General features: G+C 36.2%; 15 protein-coding genes. 11 read left to right on the forward strand and 4 right to left on the reverse strand.

The features are described 5' to 3' along the window. The first annotated feature begins 618 nt into the window (after positions 1–618). Positions 619–1,851: a cell division peptidoglycan polymerase FtsW gene (gene ftsW, locus N9R04_RS03140; RefSeq protein WP_262855051.1), complete on the forward strand. Its 1,233-nt coding sequence runs from the start codon at positions 619–621 to the stop codon at positions 1,849–1,851. Positions 1,852–2,065: 214 nt separating this feature from the next. Here the strand turns inward: ftsW and N9R04_RS03145 are convergent, their stop codons facing one another. Next, complete coding sequence (locus N9R04_RS03145; protein ID WP_262855140.1) at positions 2,066–2,983, reverse strand: COX15/CtaA family protein; 918 nt, start codon at positions 2,981–2,983, stop codon at positions 2,066–2,068. 651 nt (positions 2,984–3,634) lie between these two features. Here N9R04_RS03145 and cyoE point away from each other — a divergent pair. Continuing rightward, positions 3,635–4,546, forward strand: a complete 912-nt coding sequence (gene cyoE, locus N9R04_RS03150; RefSeq protein ID WP_262855052.1) for a heme o synthase — start codon at positions 3,635–3,637, stop codon at positions 4,544–4,546. Between the two features lie 90 nt (positions 4,547–4,636). Continuing rightward, complete coding sequence (locus tag N9R04_RS03155) at positions 4,637–5,098, forward strand: DUF420 domain-containing protein (RefSeq protein ID WP_262855053.1); 462 nt, start codon at positions 4,637–4,639, stop codon at positions 5,096–5,098. A 669-nt stretch (positions 5,099–5,767) separates the two neighbouring features. Here the strand turns inward: N9R04_RS03155 and N9R04_RS03160 are convergent. Beyond that, on the reverse strand, positions 5,768–8,023 hold the full coding sequence (locus tag N9R04_RS03160) for an ATP-binding cassette domain-containing protein (protein ID WP_262855054.1): 2,256 nt from the start codon (positions 8,021–8,023) through the stop codon (positions 5,768–5,770). 371 nt (positions 8,024–8,394) lie between these two features. Here N9R04_RS03160 and N9R04_RS03165 point away from each other — a divergent pair, with 371 nt between their 5' ends. The 3 genes from N9R04_RS03165 (at position 8,395) to N9R04_RS03175 (ending at position 10,778) form a co-directional block, all read left to right on the forward strand. Then, the gene (locus N9R04_RS03165; protein WP_262855055.1) at positions 8,395–9,441 is read left to right on the forward strand and encodes a CAP-associated domain-containing protein; all 1,047 of its coding nucleotides are present in this window, start codon (positions 8,395–8,397) and stop codon (positions 9,439–9,441) included. Positions 9,442–9,458: 17 nt separating this feature from the next. Beyond that, entirely contained in the window at positions 9,459–9,893 is a 435-nt protein-coding gene (locus tag N9R04_RS03170) for a YlbF/YmcA family competence regulator (RefSeq protein ID WP_262855056.1), read from the forward strand. Between the two features lie 633 nt (positions 9,894–10,526). Beyond that, positions 10,527–10,778 carry a DUF2129 domain-containing protein gene (locus N9R04_RS03175; protein ID WP_262855142.1) on the forward strand — a complete coding sequence of 84 codons (252 nt, stop codon included), beginning with the start codon at positions 10,527–10,529 and terminating at the stop codon, positions 10,776–10,778. Between the two features lie 110 nt (positions 10,779–10,888). On the opposite strand, the gene N9R04_RS03180 is transcribed toward N9R04_RS03175, so the two are convergent. After that, complete coding sequence (locus N9R04_RS03180; RefSeq protein WP_262855057.1) at positions 10,889–11,278, reverse strand: DUF7147 family protein; 390 nt, start codon at positions 11,276–11,278, stop codon at positions 10,889–10,891. A gap of 64 nt (positions 11,279–11,342) precedes the next feature. On the opposite strand from N9R04_RS03180, the gene rsmD reads away from it, so the two are divergent. Further along, positions 11,343–11,900 (forward strand): 16S rRNA (guanine(966)-N(2))-methyltransferase RsmD, encoded by a 558-nt coding sequence (rsmD, locus tag N9R04_RS03185; RefSeq protein ID WP_262855058.1) that lies wholly within the window; start codon positions 11,343–11,345, stop codon positions 11,898–11,900. After that, positions 11,887–12,372, forward strand: coding sequence for a pantetheine-phosphate adenylyltransferase (gene coaD, locus N9R04_RS03190; protein WP_262855059.1), 486 nt, complete (start codon positions 11,887–11,889; stop codon positions 12,370–12,372). Before rsmD ends, coaD begins: the two co-directional genes overlap by 14 nt. Positions 12,373–12,795: 423 nt before the next feature. On the opposite strand, the gene N9R04_RS03195 is transcribed toward coaD, so the two are convergent. Beyond that, a complete protein-coding gene (locus N9R04_RS03195) occupies positions 12,796–13,932 on the reverse strand; it encodes a nucleotidyltransferase (RefSeq protein ID WP_262855060.1) in 1,137 nt (378 codons plus the stop codon). A 183-nt stretch (positions 13,933–14,115) separates the two neighbouring features. On the opposite strand from N9R04_RS03195, the gene N9R04_RS03200 reads away from it, so the two are divergent. The 3 genes from N9R04_RS03200 (at position 14,116) to N9R04_RS03210 (ending at position 15,828) form a co-directional block, all read left to right on the forward strand. Continuing rightward, positions 14,116–14,658, forward strand: coding sequence for a YceD family protein (locus N9R04_RS03200; RefSeq protein ID WP_262855061.1), 543 nt, complete (start codon positions 14,116–14,118; stop codon positions 14,656–14,658). Positions 14,659–14,742: 84 nt separating this feature from the next. Further along, positions 14,743–14,916 carry a 50S ribosomal protein L32 gene (gene rpmF, locus N9R04_RS03205; RefSeq protein ID WP_002472844.1) on the forward strand — a complete coding sequence of 58 codons (174 nt, stop codon included), beginning with the start codon at positions 14,743–14,745 and terminating at the stop codon, positions 14,914–14,916. 171 nt (positions 14,917–15,087) lie between these two features. Next, entirely contained in the window at positions 15,088–15,828 is a 741-nt protein-coding gene (locus N9R04_RS03210; protein WP_262855062.1) for a TrmH family RNA methyltransferase, read from the forward strand. Positions 15,829–15,971: the final 143 nt, after the last annotated feature.

Here is a 15,971-nt window from a genome sequence, read left to right on the forward strand (position 1 = left end):
GCGCATTTTCAAATCAGTCATCTACTGCCAAGATGCAGAAAGAGGCTGAGACATCTCATTATGTCCTAGGCTCCACCAGCACAGCGATTTGGGGTGGGCCCTATAAAAGCGAACCCGTTCAATACAAAGTATAGAATAAGAAGAAACCAGTTTATTTTTTCTTCAACAAACGTTATGTCTCATCCTTTCATCTATGTTAGGTAGTGTGTGCTTATACATAGATAGAGTAGTTAAAGACTGAGTAATCGCCTAGTGATCAACTCAGTCTCTTTTTATATTGGTGATTTCACATTTAAGAAGGCGAACGATACATATTTTTGTTCGAGCAACACTAATAGTTTTTGCTATAATGTGATTTGTACAAATGAGTTAGTAGCTTCAAAGAAACAGAAAGTATTTCAAATTAGAGGCATAATAATTGGATGCTAGCCTTCGAATATAACAGGTGTACGGCGCTTTTCTTCAACCTTTTCAAAGACGGTAAGAGTCATAATTAAAGTTCAAGATAATATTGAAGCCGGTAAACCTTATTTCCTAGCCAATTAATTACGTAGTGTAATTGAGATATTTACTCCTCTTTAATGCTCTGTTGAAAAAATAGAATTGGATGATAAAAGAATGAATAATGTTAAACAATTTTTCCGCTACATAGGTAAATATTCGAAATACATTGATTATCCTCTCGTCGTTACTTATATAGTGTTATGTTTGATAAGTATCATCATGGTTTATAGTGCGAGTATGGTGGCAGCGACTAAAGGTACTTTAACTAACGGGATACCTGTAAGCGGTACATACTTTTACACTAGGCAGCTAGTTTATGTAATAGTAAGTGTCGCCATCGTGTTCTTTATGGCATTCTTTATGAATGTGAAAGTACTCCAAACTTTGCGTTTTCAGAAATTGATGATGCTCACCATGCTAGTCCTACTTGTCGCCACTTTATTAATTGGTAGTAATATCAATGGTTCTAAAAGTTGGATTCATCTTGGGTTTATGAACTTACAAGCTTCTGAGTTTCTTAAAATAGCGTTGATTCTGTACCTATCTTTTATGATTGAGAAAAAGCGACCTCAAGTATTTAAGAAAGTCAGTGTTCTTAAATTTCCATTAATCCTCGTCGGCATATGTATTACACTAGTTCTATTTCAGCGAGATGTAGGGCAAACATTATTAATCTTAATGGTCGTATTCGCAGTCATATTATACGCTGGAGTGGGTATTGATAAGATTATCAAGTACGGCAGTATTATTTTTATAGGTATTCTTTTAGTAGGTGGTCTATTCTTATTATTAGGAGCGTTTCCTAATTATTTAGCTGCGCGCTTTAGCACCTTTACAAACCCATTCGGTAGTGAGTCTGGAACTGGTTATCATGTGTCTAACTCTCTACTTGCAATTGGTAATGGCGGCTTGTTTGGTAGAGGATTAGGTAACAGTATACTTAAACTCGGTTATTTGCCAGAACCTCATACGGACTTTATTTTTGCGGTCATATGTGAAGAATTAGGCTTAGTAGGTGGCTTGTTTGTCATCTGTTTACTCTTCTACATCGTTTACAAGGCGTTTATATTAGCGAATAAGACGACTTCTTATTTCTATAAGCTTGTGTGCGTCGGTATTGCAAGTTATATCGGTAGTCAGACTTTCGTTAACTTAGGAGGGATTTCAGGTACTATACCTCTAACTGGGGTACCACTGCCATTTATCAGTTTTGGTGGTTCTTCCATGATTAGTTTGAGTATTGCTATGGGATTACTGCTGATTACGGCTAAACAGATTAAACTTGAGGAAGCGAAACGTAAGAGAGCGCTTAAACAACAAAGACAAGGTAACTATTTTAGAAGATAATAGCATTTTATTAATCAAAGGGGAGCGGGACAGAAATCTTTTTGTTCAAATTAGATTTCTGTCCCGCTCCCCTTCTTTATTCAAAAAAGGATGAGAGAGAAATCACAACGGATTTGCTCATTTCATCCTTACGAGAGTAAATGACTATTTAAATATTAAGTAATATCTTTTTTCAATGGAGATAAAACACATTCTAACGAAGCTAATAGTGCAGCTACAATGACTGTTTCTTACTACGTACAGTACGAAGCATTAAGACTATAAAGTACGCAATCATACCAAATAAAATTGTAATGATAAGCGCATGCAATAGCGCAATAATAAGATTTACGTGAGTGATAACTGAAAGCGCACCCGTTGTAACTTGTAAGATAATGAGTATGAAAGCCACTGTATAACCGTAACGTATAGTGCGGTTGTTAGGATAATGCTTAATAGCGTGAATAAATGAAATTAATATCCAGATAAAAGCGATGAGCGCCATTCCTCTATGAGTAAAGTTAACCCAATCGATTTCACTGTGTGGAATAATATCGTGAAATGGCAGTGGCCAGTCCCCATAAGCTAGACTAGCTTTCTTGTGTCTAACTAATGCGCCTGTATAAATAGTTAAGTAGACGATCACTGCCATTATCCAAGTGAGTAATCTGAGGGGTTTTTGAATAAATAATTCATCAGCCTCATATTTTCTATCCACTTCAAAAATGATTAAAGTTAATACGAAGACAGAAGAAAAACTCACTAAAGAAATACCGAAATGTAAGGCAAGCACATAGGCGTTTTGTTGCCATATCACAGCAGCAGCGCCAATCAAAGCCTGCATTAATAGAAAGCCTAAACTGATAATACACAGGGGTTTGACTTCTTTAATATAGCCGATGTGTCTCCAAGCAACGATAACGAGCCATAATACAAAGATTAACGATAATCCAGAAACTGCTCGATGATTGAGTTCAATTAATGTATGAATTGGTAAACTGCTAGGTATTAACGCACCATGACAAAGCGGCCAATCTGTTCCGCAACCATCTTCGGAACCGGTCTTAGTGACTAGAGCGCCGCCGAGTTGTACCCATGCCATGATGAGTGTAGTTATTACAGATAACCATTTGAGGTTACGTTTTTTAAACAATGATAAACACCCCATCAAAATAAGTGAAAACCTTATTTTTTATTTATAAGCCGTATGTTTATTTTTTCTCTACTAAACATAGTAAAATCTCATTATTATTATAGCAAGAATAAGAGTTGATTTTGTGACTTATTAATGACGATTTAGGGAGCGGGATAGAAATCTAATTTGAAAATAAGATTTCTGTCCCGCTCCCGAATCGTGAGCATTTTTGTCGAAAAATCATGTTTTGAGGACGCCGTACCTCAATTTCCCAGAATACAGAAACTTTATGTCTCAACTTCGTTCTCTATTGATTTGATACTCTCCACCGAAATGTAAGCTGACAGTAAAATACTTATAAAATAGGGTTATTTTTTATTATTTAATAAACCATCCTTAAACTAACTTAACTAGGTGCTTTGTGTATAAAGGGGAACACATGATGCAGTTAACCTGATTCATGAAACGATATCATAATATCTAATCAGAGTTTATGACGGCTATGTTATGAGAATAGTTGAAATGAGACCTCACACTACGATGTTTATGAGTGAGACTCAACAAGAATTTAACTTGTCGCTTGTCTGTCACAAATTATTGATTAAGCTTGTAGTCATTCATATGAAAATGTAATATCATGATACTATATGAAAAAATAGGAGGGAAACTATGAAACAAGAACAAACGATGGCACACACTTCAACACGTGTTAGCTTGAAAGAGCTCAAAGAAATTATCAAGTTAGGTCTTGTTCAAGGTAATTTAATTCCGGCGTTCGCTGGAGCGTGGTTAGCGGTAGTGTTTGCACATCATTCCTTCTTCTCATCTATACCACAAATCTTAATCATGATAGTTGGTTCAACATTCATTATGGGAGGTTCTTGTGCTCTCAATAATTATTATGATCAAGATATTGATCGTATCATGCCAAGTAAACAAAAGCGACCAACTGTAAATAATAGAATTTCCAACAGAAATCTACTCATACTAAGTTTTGGGATGATGCTTGTAGGGGAAGCATTACTATTCACACTTAATGTAGCATCAGGAGTACTCGGTCTAATGGGCATTGTAGGCTATGTTTCTCTATACTCTATTTGGTCTAAGCGCCATACAGTGTGGAATACCGTGATTGGAAGTTTTCCAGGTGCTGTTCCGCCACTCATCGGCTGGGCTGCATTAGAGGGACAATTGAGTCTCACTGCTATAGCTTTATTTTTAGTTGTATTTTGTTGGCAACCTGTTCACTTCTACGCTTTAGCTATTAAACGTAAAGATGAATACTCACTTGCTAATATTCCTATGTTGCCTTCTGTGAAAGGATTCAAACGTACACGTGTTAGTATGTTTGTTTGGTTAATTTGTCTATTACCACTTCCTTTCTTACTGAACCAGTTAGGAACTACTTTTATAGTTCTTGCCACTCTATTAAATCTTGGTTGGCTATTTGTTGGTTTCACTAGTTTTAAGCAGAATTCAAACCAAACTAAGTGGGCAACTAATATGTTTATTTATTCTCTCAACTATTTAGTGGTGTTTTTCGTATTTACTGTTATTATTTCATTAATTAAAATGTTTTAATTAATTACTACTACAAATTAAAATTATTATAAATTGCATTCGTATTTACGGGCAGTGCAATTTGTAATTAAGATAGTAAGGATGTAGAAAATGAATGTACCTATTTTACCAACTTTAAGTACTAGCTTTATAGTTATAAGCGCTATATTAGTAGCGATTGGCTGGCGGATGATATGGAAACGCAAGATAGAGACGCACAAGAGAGTTATGCTTTGGGCAGCTTTCTTTGCTCTTGCCTTTTTCCTCATTTATGCAGCACGTACTGCTATTATAGGTAATACAGCTTTTGGGGGACCTCATACTATTAAAGTTTATTACACTATATTCCTCGTATTTCACATTGTTCTCGCAACAGTAGGTGGTGTACTAGGTTTAGTACAAATCATCTTAGCCTATAAAGATAAATTTCACATTCATCGCAAGGTAGGACCAGTTGCTTCAATCATTTGGTTTTTCACTGCTATAACTGGTGTAGCAGTCTATATTTTACTCTATGTGTTATATCCAGGAGGAGAAACAACTTCTTTACTCAAAGCAACGTTAGGTTTGTAATTTGTCTTGTTTACGAACACATTTTGTGAGCCACGCTGTTATATATTGAAAATATAGGAAATGCACGTGTCAAAATCTTATCTTTAGTTATTCGGTCTTAGTCTAATAGAAGAAGTTACCTTAATAATGGGGAGCGGGACAGAAATCTTTTTATTCAAATTAGATTTCTGTTCCGGTCCCTTTTTGCGGGGCCCCAACATAGAGAAATTGGTAAACCAGTTTCCACAAGCCATACAAGTTGGGGCGGCCCTATAAAAGCGAAGCCGGAGGCTGAGACATAATGGTCTTTGACTAGAGAGAAAAAAAGGCTGGGACATAATGAGATGTCTCAGCCTCTTCAACATCTCGGCAGTAGATGACTGATTTGAAAACGCGCTTGTATCAAGCTTTTTCAATTCTAGTCATCCTTGCCGGGGCGGGACTACGAAATCTTTTTAATTAAATTAGATTTCTGTCCCGCTCCCAAATCGTGAAAGTTCTGTCGAAATCCAGCAGTTGGGACGCCGTTAATCAGGTTCCCAGAGCATAGAAACTTTATGTCCCGACCTCTTTCTCAACATCTTACCGTTCTTTATTCAGGATTGTTGCCTCTTTGCTTCGTCTAATCGAATAAGAAACAGAATGCTGAGATGGTGGTCGTTTAGTATAAGATTAAGAATATAAGATATCTTATTTAATATAGCGTTCTAAGTGTTTGGCAGTAACAGATTCATTAACCTCTAATAGCCCTTTTGGTAAACCTGAATAGAGCAAGCGACCACCTTGATCGCCTGCGTATGGACCGATATCTATGATCCAATCAGCTTCTGTTATCATAGTTAAGTTATGTTCGATCAATATAACAGTGTTATTAGCCGCGATGAGTTTATTAAATGATTCGATTAACAATGGAATGTCATCTTCATGTAAGCCCGTAGTAGGTTCATCAAAAACGAATATTTGCTCGCTAACTTCACGTGATAGGTACTTACTTAATTTGACGCGTTGCATCTCGCCTCCAGACAAAGTGTCCATCGATTGACCAAGTGCCATATAACCTAAACCAGTTTCAGCTAAAGAATGTAGAGCGGTAGTAACTTCTTCTTGACCTTCGAAGAAATCCATTGCTTCTTCCACCGTTAGGGCTAGGATGTCAGCTATTGAATATCCTTCAACTTGTGCTTCGAGCACTTCAGGTTTATAACGCGTGCCCTGACACACATCGCAAATTTGAGTAAAGTCGGGCATAAAGGCGAGTTCAGTCTTTAATATACCTTTCCCATGACATTCAGGGCAAGCACCTGCTGAATTGTAGCTAAACAAGCTCTTCTTCAGACCAGTAAGCTTACTATAAAATGTCCGAACTTCATCGAATATATTCAAATAGGTAAGCAAATTAGAACGATTTGATGCGTGGACACCTTTTTGATCCACATATACTACATTGGCTTTGTCTTTTAGACCTTCGGAAATTAGCGAAGACTTTCCGGAACCAGCAACACCAGTAACTACGTTGAGTACATTTTTAGGAATATCGACCGATAGGGATTTTATATTATTTCGAGATATTCGTCGCAATTGAATCTTCTCTGTAGATTGTCGCGGTTTACTTTTAAGTTGATGTGTACGATTCAGTGCTTGACCTGTGCTCGTTTCAGTGGCTAACAAGTCTTCGTACGAACCTGAAAACGTTATTTGGCCTCCATTCTTACCTGCGTATGGACCGATGTCAATGACGTGATCAGCATGTTTAATGACATCAGGATCGTGTTCCACCACTAGTACTGTATTACCTTTGTCTTTAAGAGATTGAATGATTTCATTTATGCGTTTAATGTCATCTGGATGTAAACCGATACTTGGTTCATCAATGATGTAGACTAGGTCAGATAGTGGACTGTTGAGATGGCGAATGAGTTTGATACGTTGCGACTCACCGCCTGATAGTGTAGGTGTTTCTCTTCCTAAGGTTAAATAATTTAAACCGATATAGCTAAGCGCTTCTAATTGTTTCAGTAATGGTTTGATAATAAATTGAGCTTTTTGAGATTGTATATTTTGTAAAAAAGTGATGGCATCATCAATAGATAGATTTGTAAAATCTGCTATATCATAATTTTTAATCTTACATGACAACACTTCATGGTTTAGTCGTTTGCCCTCGCAATCAGGACACTTCTTAGATGTCACAACTCTATCAATATCCTTTTTAAAACGCTTTTTCTCAAAGTTATCGCTCAGTAAGAATGAACGTCTAAAGCGGTGAACAAGCCCTTCAAATTTAGCTGTTCTCGGCCACTCTTCAGGCGGATTTTTAAGTTTCGTAGGTTTAGTGTATAGAAAAGTGTCAAGTTCATCAGGTGTGTAGTCCTTTAATTTCTTATCATTATCAAATAGTCCAGTGTATAGATAACGTTTACCACGCCAACTATCAGGACGAAAAGAAGGGAAATTAATCGCATCTTCATTTAAAGATTTATTAAAGTCTAATAATTCATTTAAGTCAATATCTTCGATATAACCTAATCCTGAGCAAGTCGTACACATACCTTTAGGGTTGTTAAATGAAAATATATCTGAATAACCTACAAATGGCTCGCCGATACGTGACCATAACAAGCGAACAGAAGCATAGATATCTGAAATCGTACCAACCGTTGAACGAGAGTTTCCACCCAAACGCTTTTGATTGATTATCATCGCTACAGGCAAGTTTTCAATCGCTTCTACGTTCGGTTTACTAAATTGCGATAATTGATTTTGGATGTAGGTTGAATAAGTTTCGTTTAGCAGGCGTTCTGATTCAGCAGCTATCGTATTAAAAACGAGGGAAGATTTACCTGAACCTGAACGTCCAGTAAAGACTGTGATTTGATTTTTCGGTATATTTACTGAAATATTCTTCAAATTATTTTGTGTGGCACCTTTTACTTTTATATATGACATTCGATTCACCTCTTGAATTAGAGTATAACAAAGAATCTAGATGAGATTGAACTTAATTTAGGCTGTAGTTGTCCTACTTCTATGGATGAGGGTGCTCCATTGAGTGTGAGTGTACTTTGTGCAGATTGATAACCATTAGTAAAGCCGTATTTCTTTTACTTAACTCGTGATATAATCAGGCTAGATAAATGATAAATATGTTAATACTATATTTATAGAAATAATAAAGTATGGCACACTAGTACTTGAATATAACTCAGCAGAAATGTTCAATATCAGCACTCATATTTGAACTTCAATCCATTTCATAGATGTGTGCTACCTTACGGGGTGTAGAGTGTTAAATATAAGGTTAAAAGGAGAGGTGAGTTATGGGTAGAATAATACTTAAAGTATTGGGAGTCATCGTAGTGATACTCGTTATAATTTATTTATTTTACTCACCTCGTCTCAAGTTTGATGTTCTAAAGAATCCTAACAAGCACTCCAGCATATCAAGTGACAAAGCACATCCTTCACATCATACTGAAGAGGCGCAGAATACTATGCCTAAACATGGTATTGGTACGTGGGTAGGTAAGAGTTTAAATAAGTTAACTAAGAAGTTTGGTCAGGCAGATCGAGTGTATCCATTCTATAACAGCTATAAAAATTATGTGTTTAAAAGAAAAAACCAATACTACATAGTCTCCGTTAAAGATAATATCATTAAATCTGTGTATGCTACTGGGAAAGATGTTAATGTTCAACCGTTAAAAATAATGGAAAGTGGTTCCCATATATATGAGAATTTAAGTATAAATACAGAACCAACGATAAGAACGCATCATAAAAAATATGATATAGAGCTATCTGATCACGATATGAAAACGCAAGCCTTAGTGAAATTCGGTCAAATCTACGCTCAGATATATATGGATGAACAGACAAACGAGATCTTAGCAGTACGTTACCTAGATAGTGAAGCATTAATGAACTTCAAGCCTTATCAAACGTTGAATGATACTGAAACTCGAGAGTTTAATCATGATGATAAAAGTTCACCTTATGAACAAAACTCGAATCAACTCTTAACGTTATATGAAGTAACTAATGAAATGCGCAAGCTGAAGGGGCTACGACCTCTTAAGGTCGATAAAGATGTTTCGCGTATTGCTTTTCTTAATCTTTACCAAGCTACGTCAAAAGAGGATGTTGAGTTTAGAGAAGATGTACTTGAAGACCAACTTAAAGAACGAAATATACTCTTTAAGAGTGCAGGGCAGAATGTTGGGTCTGACTTTAATGACGTTCCCACTTTGATTAATAGCTGGCTTAACTCTGATATACACCGTTCAAGATTATTGAGTACTGACTACAGTCAGATGGGCGGCGAAGTTAATGATAGTTATTATAACCTTATCTTTATTGAAGAGTAGTTTATAGGGGGATAAAGATGATCACTGAACAAACGTTGAAAGTTTTAGATCAAATCGAAGCACTAACTGATATGATTCTAGAATCGAGAATTTATCATGAATTTAAAGTAGCAGAACAGAAGTTAAATCATGATGCGGAAGCACATTTATTGTATCAAGCTTTCCTGAAGGCCAAGGATCAATATGATGACGTCCAACGGTTTGGAAAATATCATCCAGATTATCAACAAATTATGTTAGAAACTAGAAAGCGGAAGAGAGCATATGAAATGGTGCCCTGTGTGATTGATTATAAGAAGAAAGAAACGGAGTTACAAAGTTTGATCGATCAAATCATCGCGACGATAGCTTACTCAGTTTCAGAACATGTGAAGATAGAGGCAGGAAATCCATTCTTTCAATATGATAAAGGAGGATGTGCTTCAGGCGGGTCATGTAAATGTTCTCTCTGAAGGTAATAGATAATATTTTAACTCATATATTAAATGGAGGCTGGGAGATAAAGGTCTTTAACTAGAGAGAAAGAGGCTGGGGCATAATGTAATGTCTCAGCCTTTTCAGCATCTTGGCAGTAGATGACTGAATTGAAAATGCGCTTGTATCAAGCTTTTTTCAATTCTAGTCAGCCTTGCCGGGGCGGGCCTACGAAATCTTTTTGTTCAAATTAGATTTCTGTCCCGCACCCAATAAATAATGAGTCATCATTCAAATGCTTAGCTATTATACTTACATATCTACTACTATATCATCGAGTTTGAGACATAAAGTTTCTGTGTTCTGGATAATCGATTGACGGCGTCCCAGACCAGGGTTGCCGGTAGAAATATCACGATTCGACTAAATACGGAGAGCAATTTTGCTCATCGTTTGGTTCTGTGCAAATCCTAAACGCTTTTGTACCGACCTCTTCTAGCTCAAAGTGTATAAAGTCCTCGTCAAGTAGTTTCTTCATACTGTTTACACGTAGACTGTATTCTCTGCTGTTGTAAAATGTTAAGTGCGAGATAGATCTTATTCTTCTATATATTTATAAAATAACGTAGACGTGATATTATATAGGAGTTAATAATTGGAGTGATTATTTGATGAAATCCGTCCCAAGAGTAAGTCTAATTATATTCTTGAAAAATTTAAAATATGTTAGACAGTTAAAGAAATATGGCCATGTAGTTTATACTAACTCCAGACGCAGTTATGTGATTCTGTATGTGAATGAAGACGATGTAAATCGTATAGTATCTCAGCTTATGAATTTAAAATATGTAGATTATATTGAAGGTTCGCCATATAAGACGCTAAAAAAGGTCTATGAAAAAGAGAAACATGAACTCTCTTAATTGATCCAACGATCACTTAAATTATGTACGAGGTCGTGGGTAGTTAAGTTTCAAGTCAGCTTCTAAACAGTTAGCTTTTTCATTCACTCCTCATGTGCATTTGATATGACTCACTGCAGTGGCGGAATCCAATTTTGCAAGCGCAATACACTAGTCAAGTAATTGTAATATAGCTCTTGCTCATGATAAGACTCCGGAGGATGTACATCGACTTCTTTGATAGGGATATTAAATTTTTCAGCACATTTATTAATGAATTCAAACTTTTTATTCGAAGAAGGGTAAGGATATCTTAGAGCGTCTTGCATATAATACATAGCTTGAAAGTGATTGTCAGCAGTTGGTTTCATAATAAGTGCTACAGAAGTTAGTCTGTTATGGGATAAGGGTGTATGAAAGTAGACCACTTTGGAAGTGCGTTCATGGTTATATTCGATAAGCGTTAAGAACTCAAATAGATCGCTTAAGCCATTGCCTAAATATATAAATGATTGTTTCATTTAGAATCCTCCTTTTGATTTAGCATTATATAGAACTTTTAGGACAAAAGAAAGAGGGGTAGAGATGAGAGTAATTGCCGGTAGACATAAAAGCAAACCACTCGACAGTTTAGAGGGCCGAACTACGCGACCTACTACGGATAAAGTTAAAGAGGGGATATTTAATAGTCTTCACGAAATACGAGGAGTAGGGTTGGATTTATTTGCAGGAAGCGGCGCACTAGGTATTGAGGCTCTTTCACGAGGTATGGATAAGGTGATTTTCATCGATCAGAACTTCAAGGCTTTTAAAGTTATTAAGGGCAACCTACAGCAGTTGGGGTTAGAGAATCAATCCGAAGTGTACAAGAACAATGCCGCGCGTGCGTTAAAGATTCTTGCCAAACGCGAAATGCAATTTGATGTTATCTTTCTCGATCCACCATATGAAAAAGGACTTATTGATGAGTCGCTTGAAGCAATTGCATCATTTGATTTATTAAAAGAAACTGGTATTATCGTTTGTGAATTTAATCATCGTGAGGATATCAATATCGGTAATTTTCAGATGATTAAACGTTATAACTATGGATTAACTAACACAATGTTATTAGAAAAAGGAGAACAAAATGTCAATAACTAAGGCTGTAATCCCCGGTAGTTTTGATCCAATTACTTACGGGCATATAGATATTATTCAACGTAGTGCAACGCGTTTTGATGAGATTCACGTCTGTGTTCTTAAGAATAGTAGTAAATCTGGGTTATTCTCACTGGAAGAGAGAATCGATTTAATAGAGAAATCTGTAGAAGATCTTGATAATGTGAGTGTACATCATTTTAATGGGTTACTCGTTGACTTCTGTACTGAAATTGGAGCTCAAACCATCGTGAGAGGGCTACGTGCTGTCAGTGACTTTGAGTACGAATTACGACTAACTTCAATGAATAAAAAGCTAAACGATGAAGTTGAAACAATGTATATGATGACCAGTACAAATTATTCATTCATTAGTTCAAGTGTCGTGAAAGAAGTGGCACAATACAAGGCGAGTGTATCTGATTTCGTACCTCAACATGTCGAAGAAGCACTGAATAGAAAGTTCAGAGGTTAATTATTATTATTCCGACTAAGGGTCAGTTATTGAAGTTCGATGGTTATCAATGCTTAGAGTCATTCATGCGTGAATCTAGCAACTGAGTCATACTTAGGCGAGTGTGGCATACATAATAGAACTAAATCCTTACACGTAAATTCATCTTACTCACTATAGCTACTGAACATGAAATTTAACCTATCAGAGAATGTAGCGGTGGTGATAAGGGTTATAACACAGAAATCTATTTTAGGCTCTAAGATTTCTGTGTTTTTTTAATAAATTTAACAAAGTGACTAACTATTCCTTGGGTCAACTATTTAAATTTACTTTTAGGATAGGAAGTATAAGAACGTGATAGGACGCGTCAGACCTTCGAGGCGTTCCAATCCATTACAATGAAATCAATTGAAATAATAGCTAGTTCGCTCTGTAACTCTGTCATCTTCTAATAACAGGAGTATTAAAATCAGTCTGATCATTTCCGGAAAAGAAATTGAAAATTGTCGTGGCTTTTATTTCATTTTTAAATAGAGGGGCACTTTTTTTAGTGACGTTAGTTACAAAATTTCGCTCTGGGTAAAGTGTTTGTAAATGTTTTAAATAGCGTCTACCATGTTCCGTCATTCCTAATATTCGAACACCTGTCACATCGTCATGAGTAACGTCACATGTTTTAATATTTAATAATACATTCATTAACAGTCGTTGCAAATGTGTGCGGGTATACCTTTTCGTTTTGATCAGTTGAATAAATTCTTCGTACGAGTGTGCTTGACCAATATAAGTTTTGAGACGTGATTCGATCCCTTCCGTCATACCATAAATGTGCTTTAAGTCATTTTTATCTCGAGCTATAATCACATATTTTAAATATGGAAAAATATCATCCAGGTTAAATGACGGTTCAGTATAAAGATCTTGAATACGATAAGGGACAACTTTTCTCCACTCAGCGTTTTGATCTTGTAAAGCTTGACGTATAGCTGTTCCGCTTGCAAATTGCTTCTCGTGGATTTGAGTATCATGATGTGCATTTCCTAGTCTTCTAATAGGAAGCGGCTCGATGCCAGCATTCTGTTGCAATATAGCGCGGACATATGAGAGACCTAGTGTATTATTAGGTGAAGATAGTAACGGCTCATTAGGAAAGATCTCTGCTAACCCCCGAGCGTAACTTTTACCTTCTTTCACCTTAGAAATGAGCTGCTCACGATAGTTGGAAGTATTGAGTTGTTCTGCAAGCGTAGTGAATTGTGTAATATCATCACTTTCAGCGCCAAAAGAGAGAGAATTAACATCTAGATATCGAGCAATTTGGACGCCAGTATTTGCGAAATATTCTCCACCAGAAAGCGTAGCATGGATCGGCATTTCAGCAACTAAATCTACTTCTGACAAAGCCATTAAAGTACGGTGGAATTTATTATATATGGCAGGTTCACCGCGCATGACGAATTGCCCACTCATAATAGCAATGGTCACGTCGGCATGAGCTAAAGACTTAGCAGTGGTAGCTTGATACTGATGACCGTTGTGAAATGGATTATATTCAGCTATGATAGCAACACTTTTCATTTGCATTTCTCCTTAAGAAGATTCAATATTAGTATTGTATCAGAAGTTCATAGAATGTAGTAAATTTCATCTAAACGATTTAGGTAAGAGGTATATTAAAGCGTGAGCGTGTTAAGAAATTATCTTGACAACTAATTCCTATAAAGTTAAAATAAATTTTGTGCTTGTTAGAGGTGAAGCCATATGAAATGGTCGATAACACAATTGCGTAAATATCAAGGTAAACCATTTGAAATTCAAGAATACGTGAATTTTGATCAACTCAAATCTTCATTAGATTTAATAGATTTGTCTTCTATTTATGTTGAAGGTGAAATCAATGTTAAATCTAAAGAAGTCATTGCGGACATTCAAATTAAGGGAACGTATACGATGGCATGCGCCCGAACGTTAACACCAGTTGAAGTCCCGTTGAATGTTACTACACAAGAAATCTTTGAGCTTGAGCCTTTTGAATTTGACGAAGATGATGAAGGTGAAGAACACTATCATGATGTGACAGATGGCATGGTCAATCTCAAAGAGGTTGTAAGAGAAATTGTTGTAGTTGAAAAACCGATGAGAGCTTTCTCTAAACAAAGTGATCAAATGTTACGTGAAGGAAATGGTTGGGAAGTTATTGACGAAGATCAAGCATTAGAGCTTGAGCAGCAAAAAGAAGAGGAAACGCAACAAGTTGATCCACGGCTTCAAAAATTACAACATCTATACGATAATGAGAAATAGCAGTTTCTAATAATTTATAGTATAATGGATTATTGAATCTGATATTAATTGATTTTGTGTTTTATATAATAAGGAGGATTAAACATGGCAGTACCTAAGAGAAGAACGTCTAAAACTAGAAAAAATAAACGTCGTACGCACATTAAACTTTCAGCTCCTGGCATGACTGAATGCCCAAGCTGTGGTGAATATAAATTATCTCACCGTGTTTGCAAAAACTGTGGTTCTTACAACGGCGAAGAAGTTGTATCTAAATAATTAGATATTGTATTTCAATAAGAGGGAGCGGGACAGAAATCCAATTTGAATAAAAAGATTTCTGTCCCGCTCCCTCTTGATTTAATACATAAAATGTTCGATTATTTCTGAAATTACAATTGTAAGTTAATTTATAGTATTAAATATAATAATTTTATAGTGAGGACAATCATGGAGCAAATCACGTCTGTACAAAATAGTAAGATTAAACAAGCGAATAAATTAAAGAAGAAGAGAGAAAGAGACAAGACAGGTTTAGCACTCATTGAAGGACACCACCTCATAGAAGAAGCCATTCAAAGCAACATAGTTGTAGAGCAACTCTTTTGTATTGATCCGAATAGAATTGATGAAGAGACTTTAGGTTATGCCCACTTCGCTTATCAAATCACTACTAAAGTTGCTGAAGTTCTGTCTGAAACGGTCACTCCACAAGGTATCTTTGCTGTGATTAAACAACCAGACTTTGAAGTTGTACAACCAAAGCAAGTGCTTTTAATCGATCAAATACAAGATCCTGGTAATCTTGGTACATTGATCCGCACAGCTGACGCTGCTGGTTTAGATTTGATTGTATTAGAGAAAGGCACCGCCGATCCATATCAAGATAAGGTGTTACGCTCCAGTCAAGGTAGTGTATTTCATCAGCCAATAGTCTATCGAGATTTAAAAACTTTTATTTCGGAATTTGATGGCTGCGTTTATGGCACCTCGATAGAGGGAGCTACGTCTTTTAAAGAAATACAACCAAGTGACTCATTTGCGCTACTACTAGGTAATGAAGGGGCAGGAGTGCGCTCTGAAATACTTTCAAGCACAGATCAAAATCTTACTATTCCTATTTATGGACAAGCCGAAAGCCTCAATGTTGCAATAGCTGGAAGCATTCTGATCTATCATTTGAAAGGTTGACCGTCATGTATGCTTTCATATATAATTAAATCGATGTTTAAACTATATATATGCCTATAAAAAGAAGTGAACTATGGTAGTAAGTCGCCCAGGGAGAATAATCATGACTGAAAGTTATTCCGTCTGAAATTAGTTCTTTCGTC

The sequence above is a fragment of the Staphylococcus marylandisciuri genome (assembly GCF_025519785.1).
Classification (GTDB): domain Bacteria; phylum Bacillota; class Bacilli; order Staphylococcales; family Staphylococcaceae; genus Staphylococcus; species Staphylococcus marylandisciuri.

Bases quoted from the DNA above. Each gene is read 5' to 3' on its own strand.
- ftsW (WP_262855051.1), top strand. From the start codon at position 619: ATGAATAATGTTAAACAATTTTTCCGCTACATAGGTAAATATTCGAAA.
- cyoE (WP_262855052.1), top strand. From the start codon at position 3,635: ATGAAACAAGAACAAACGATGGCACACACTTCAACACGTGTTAGCTTG.
- N9R04_RS03155 (WP_262855053.1), top strand. From the start codon at position 4,637: ATGAATGTACCTATTTTACCAACTTTAAGTACTAGCTTTATAGTTATA.
- N9R04_RS03160 (WP_262855054.1), bottom strand. From the start codon at position 8,023: ATGTCATATATAAAAGTAAAAGGTGCCACACAAAATAATTTGAAGAAT.
- N9R04_RS03165 (WP_262855055.1), top strand. From the start codon at position 8,395: ATGGGTAGAATAATACTTAAAGTATTGGGAGTCATCGTAGTGATACTC.
- N9R04_RS03170 (WP_262855056.1), top strand. From the start codon at position 9,459: ATGATCACTGAACAAACGTTGAAAGTTTTAGATCAAATCGAAGCACTA.
- N9R04_RS03175 (WP_262855142.1), top strand. From the start codon at position 10,527: ATGAAATCCGTCCCAAGAGTAAGTCTAATTATATTCTTGAAAAATTTA.
- N9R04_RS03180 (WP_262855057.1), bottom strand. From the start codon at position 11,278: ATGAAACAATCATTTATATATTTAGGCAATGGCTTAAGCGATCTATTT.
- rsmD (WP_262855058.1), top strand. From the start codon at position 11,343: ATGAGAGTAATTGCCGGTAGACATAAAAGCAAACCACTCGACAGTTTA.
- coaD (WP_262855059.1), top strand. From the start codon at position 11,887: ATGTCAATAACTAAGGCTGTAATCCCCGGTAGTTTTGATCCAATTACT.
- N9R04_RS03195 (WP_262855060.1), bottom strand. From the start codon at position 13,932: ATGAAAAGTGTTGCTATCATAGCTGAATATAATCCATTTCACAACGGT.
- N9R04_RS03200 (WP_262855061.1), top strand. From the start codon at position 14,116: ATGAAATGGTCGATAACACAATTGCGTAAATATCAAGGTAAACCATTT.
- rpmF (WP_002472844.1), top strand. From the start codon at position 14,743: ATGGCAGTACCTAAGAGAAGAACGTCTAAAACTAGAAAAAATAAACGT.
- N9R04_RS03210 (WP_262855062.1), top strand. From the start codon at position 15,088: ATGGAGCAAATCACGTCTGTACAAAATAGTAAGATTAAACAAGCGAAT.